We start from the raw sequence: 4573 nt of genomic DNA, 5'->3' as shown, positions 1-4573 counted from the left end.
TCGTCGGGACGTGTGACATTGACTGTGTAGTCGATGATATTGCCCGGATGGGCGACCCATTGTCCGCCGATGATGAACTGGTATTCGACGCATTCGCGGAAGGCGTCACCGGCGCCGCCGTGATAGCCGGCGATGCCGACGCCGTTCTCGACGGCGGCGGCCAGGTTCTTCGCCTCCTCCTTCTCGATCTTCGACATGGTCATGATCGGCACGATCAGCGACAGGTCGTGGATCGACGGGTCGGCGAAGGCTTCCGTGGTGTTCTCCAGATAGACCTTGAACCCCTCCTCCTGGAGAATTCCCTTTATGATATGGGCGCATTCCTGCGGCTCGTGGCCGCTCCAGCCGCCCCATACGATCAAAGCTTCGCGCATGTCAGTCTCCTCTGAAATCTGTTCTAGCGGACCAGACGGCCGTCAATCAGTGATTGCGAGAGCGGCGCCGGCCGCTCCGGCCTGGTGGTGATGGTGACCGTCTGCCCCGTCTCCGCCGCCGTGCCGAAGGCTTCCATCACCTCGAGCACGTGCAGAGCGAGATCTCCATTGGCCCGGTGCGGTCGGTTCGACAAAATGGCATGCGCCATGTCCGCGACGCCGAGCGAGCGGTAATTGCCGTCGGCATAGGGTTCCGTGGTCGGCTGCGGTTCGAAAGCGCCGCCCTTCTTCAGGAGCTCTATATCACCGCCGAAATGGTTCGGATCGGGCACGATCAGCGTGCCCTCCGTGCCGTAGACTTCCAGCGGAACGTGCTTATGGCCGGCGACGTCGAAGCTCATGCCGATCTGTACGACGGCGCCGTTGTGGAAGGCCATCACGCCAGAAACATGCGTCGGAATATGGACGGGGATCGTCTGGCCATTGCGCGGCTCGCTGGTGATGATGCGTTCGCTACGCGGCGTCATCGCGAAGCCCGCGACCTTCGCCACGGGTCCAAGCAGGTTGACGAGATCGGTGATGTAATACGGCCCCATGTCGAGCATCGGCCCGCCACCGGCCTCATAGTAGAAGTCCGGGTTGGGATGCCAGCGCTCATGGCCAGGGCACATGAAGGTGGCGGTGCCGCCGACCGGCGTTCCCAGCACGCCGGTATCGATGATCGATCGCGCCGTCTGATGCGCGCCGCCCAGGAAGGTATCGGGTGCGGCGCCGATGCGCAAGCCGCTCGCCTTGGCCGTTTCGGCAAGTTTGCGGCCTTCGGCGAAGGTAACGCCGAGCGGCTTTTCCGAATAGGTGTGCTTCCCCTTGGCCAGCACCTGCAGGCCGACCTCGACATGCGCCTTGGGCACCGTCAGATTGACGATCAGCTGGATGTCCGGATCGTCGAGCAATTCATCGATGCCGCGGGCGGCGAGATTGAATTCGCCGGCCCTCTGTTCGGCCAACCCGCGGTTGAGATCCGCGATGCCGCGGATGTCGAGAACCGGAAACGAGGCCATTGCCTTCAAATAGGCCGATGAGATGTTGCCGCATCCGATGATGCCGATACCGAGCTTGTCCATGGTTCTCCTCCAAGACCGAATGATGTCAGATGGCCGCGCCGCTAGAGGCTCGAGGCCGGGCCCGTGGTTCCCCAGGGCGATTCGTAGAGTTCGCGCAGAGCCACAACCGCCGCCCCTTGCGCCCAGGCCTCGTCCGGCGACGGATCGAACACCAGTTCGGCAACCTCGCGGATCGAGCGGGGGATGGCGCGGGCATAGGATTGTCGCAGGCTGTCGATGAAGACGGAACCCAGCAACAGCGTCGATCCGACGATGATGACGCGCGGCGGCCCGAACAGGGTGACGATGTTGGCGACCGCCAGGCCGACTGCCTCGCCGGCCCGCATGGCGGTGGCCGACAGCGGGTTATCGTCGGCGGAGATCAGCGCCTGCGCATGCGCCATGCCCCGCCCGACGCGGACGGCTTCGGCGAAATGGCCGACCAGTTGCTGCTCGCCGAAGATCGCCGTCTCGCCGGCGATCTCCGACAGGCGGACCGTCTGGTCCGAGACGCTTCCAAGCACCAGGTCGCCGAGATTGTGGCTGAGGCCGCCGGCGCCGCGAAACAGCTGGCCGTTGTGAAGAAGCCCGAGCCCCAGCGTCTGCTCCAGCGAAACGACGACGAAATCGTCCAGGTCGCGGGCTTGGCCGAACCAGTGATGCGCCAGCGCAATGGCATGCGCGTCGCTTTCCACGATGGTCGGGAGATTGAGCCGGCTGGTCATCTCTTCGGCGAAATTGACGTCGATCTCCCGGAAGACGGGGCTGGAGCGAACCCTTCCGGTCCGATGCTCGACGACGCCGGGAAGCCCCAGGCAGACGGTATCGATATCGCTCAGCGACAGGCCGGCATCGACGACGCAGCGGCGCACGCCATCCTCCACCAGATCGCTGATCACGCCGATCGGCAGGCGATCGACGCGCACGGGAATGGTGAGCTTGGAGAGCACCTCGCCGCAGAAGTTCGTGAGCGCGAAGACGATGCGGTTGGTGGCGATCTTGGCGCCGACGACGCGGGCGGCATCCGGGTTCAGCTCCAGCATGACGCGCGGCCGCCCGCGGGCCGCGGTATTGCGTATATCGCCCTCGTGGCGAGTAAGGATCAATCCATCATCGAGCAGTGACCCGGTGATGGCGGAGACCGTGGTGGTTGACAGCTGCGAGTGCTCGCTAATCTCGACGCGCGAGATCGGCCCGCGTCGACGGATCTTGTCGAGCACGGTAAAGCGGTTGATTGCGCGCATCAATTCTGGGTCTGCAGTCTTCATGAAGGGCCGTATGTTCGCAATCGGTCGGACAGGTTGGAGCCCTGATTTAAGCCGGGCAGCGAATTAAATAACGGCGATACCGGCTCCATTGTCAAGCTGATGTGTCGATAAAATCGCCAATTGCGGTTGACAACGCGGCAAATGTCGTTTGAATTAATCCGCATAAGGGAAAAATTGAGGATTATTCCCTTTGGAGGAGGAACAAATGACCAATCATGACAAGGCGACATCCCCGTGGGGCGTCCGGCTCACTGCGCTTGCTGCTGCCACGGCGCTGACTTCACTTCTCGGCGCCCAGGCGGCGGCGGCTCAGACCGTCGTCAAGTGGATGCATGTTGAAACGATTCCGGCTTACATCGAGGCCTGGGAAGGCATAGCCAAGGACTATGAGACACAGCACCCGGATGTCGACATCCAGCTGCAGTTTCTCGAAAACGAGGCGTTCAAGGCGAAACTGCCGACGCTGCTCCAATCCGATGCGGCGCCCGATTTCTTCTACAGCTGGGGCGGCGGCGTGCTGCGCCAGCAGGCGCAGACAGGGGCGCTGATGGATCTGACCGCGGCAATGAATGCCGACAACGGCGCCTGGGCGAAGACCTACAAGCCGGCCGCGGTCGCAGGTCTGACCTTCGATGGCAAGATCCACGCCGTTCCCTACCGCATGGGCACGGTCAGCTTCTTCTACAACAAGGATCTTTTTGCCAAGGCTGGCGTCAAGGCCGAAGATATCAAGACCTGGAACGACTTTCTCGGCGCCGTAAAAACGCTGAAAGCGGCCGACATTACGCCGATCGCCGGCGGCGGCGGCGACAAATGGCCTCTGCATTTCTACTGGAGCTACCTGGTGATGCGCAACGGCGGCGAGCAGGTGTTCGAAGCGGCCAAGAACAAGCAGGGCGAAGGCTTCATGGACCCGACGGTGATCAAGGCTGGCGAGCAGTTGGCCGAACTCGGCAAGCTGGAGCCATTTCAGAACGGCTATCTCGGAGCAAGCTGGTCGCAGACGCTCGGCACGTTCGGTGATGGCAAGGCAGCCATGCTGCTCGGCTTCGAAAACACCGAACCGAACCAGCGCAAGAATGCGGGCGACGGCAAAGGTCTCGCTTCCGACCAGATCGGCCGTTTCGCGTTTCCCATCGTCGAAGGCGGCGCCGGCAAGGTAACCGATACACTCGGCGGCCTGAACGGCTGGGGGGTGACCAAAGGCGCCTCGCCGGCAGCACTGGATTTTCTGCGGTTCCTGACCAGCCAAGAAACCGAGCGGGAGCTGGCAGCCAAAGGCATGATTATTCCTGCCGCGGCAAACGCCGAGGAAGGCCTGAAAGACCCGCTGATGCGTGAAGCGGCGAACCAACTTGCCGCATCCACCTGGCACCAGAACTTCTTCGACCAGGATCTCGGCCCGTCGGTCGGACGCGTCGTCAATGACATCTCCGTGGACATCCTGTCCGGCCAAATGTCGCCCGAGGAGGGGGCGCAGGCGATCCAGGACGCCATGGAACTCGAGTAAGCCCAAGGGCCGGTGGCATATCCGCCACCGGCCGACCGGCTGCCGCCGGTTGCGCGACGACGATGAACCATGGGATGAGCCATATGACTGTCAGCGTTGGTGATGCGTCCAGCTTGGATGCCGCGACGAAAATCCGCTACAAGAGCCCGACCGCGCGCGGCCGTTTGCCGGCGCTGGTCATCTTCCTGCCGCCTGCCATACTTCTGTTCACGCTGTTCGTCATCCTGCCGATGGGCGAAGCTGCCTGGTACAGCCTCTACCGCTGGAACGGCTATGGCACGCCCACCGAATTCGTCGGGGTCCGCAACTTCGAGGTGC

Annotated in this window: 4 protein-coding genes and 1 pseudogene; 2 read left to right on the top strand and 3 right to left on the bottom strand. The window is 62.7% G+C overall.

Annotated features, from left to right (window positions below; genetic code table 11):
* The 3 genes from VL202_RS09220 to VL202_RS09210 all read right to left on the bottom strand — a co-directional run.
* Positions 1-374, bottom strand: a 374-nt coding sequence (locus tag VL202_RS09220; protein ID WP_325463830.1) for a ThuA domain-containing protein, incomplete at its 3' end; no start/stop codon positions are given.
* Positions 375-397: 23 nt separating this feature from the next.
* Positions 398-1498, bottom strand: a complete 1101-nt coding sequence (locus tag VL202_RS09215) for a Gfo/Idh/MocA family oxidoreductase (RefSeq protein WP_325463829.1) — start codon at positions 1496-1498, stop codon at positions 398-400.
* A gap of 41 nt (positions 1499-1539) precedes the next feature.
* Positions 1540-2745, bottom strand: a complete 1206-nt coding sequence (locus VL202_RS09210; protein ID WP_325463828.1) for an ROK family transcriptional regulator — start codon at positions 2743-2745, stop codon at positions 1540-1542.
* 205 nt (positions 2746-2950) lie between these two features.
* Here VL202_RS09210 and VL202_RS09205 point away from each other — a divergent pair, with 205 nt between their 5' ends.
* Positions 2951-4255, top strand: coding sequence for an ABC transporter substrate-binding protein (locus tag VL202_RS09205; protein WP_325463827.1), 1305 nt, complete (start codon positions 2951-2953; stop codon positions 4253-4255).
* 83 nt (positions 4256-4338) lie between these two features.
* Positions 4339-4573: pseudogene (locus tag VL202_RS09200) on the top strand (sugar ABC transporter permease); the annotation flags it as partial.

Source organism: Pararhizobium sp. (assembly GCF_035497515.1).
Classification (GTDB): domain Bacteria; phylum Pseudomonadota; class Alphaproteobacteria; order Rhizobiales; family Rhizobiaceae; genus Pararhizobium.
The sequence above is the reverse complement of the archived record's forward strand: the minus strand, read 5'-3'. Positions and strand labels throughout refer to the sequence as shown.

Excerpts from the sequence above, each read along its gene's own strand:
- VL202_RS09215 (WP_325463829.1), bottom strand. The coding sequence starts at position 1,498 with ATGGACAAGCTCGGTATCGGCATCATCGGATGCGGCAACATCTCATCG.
- VL202_RS09205 (WP_325463827.1), top strand. The coding sequence starts at position 2,951 with ATGACCAATCATGACAAGGCGACATCCCCGTGGGGCGTCCGGCTCACT.
- VL202_RS09210 (WP_325463828.1), bottom strand. The coding sequence starts at position 2,745 with ATGAAGACTGCAGACCCAGAATTGATGCGCGCAATCAACCGCTTTACC.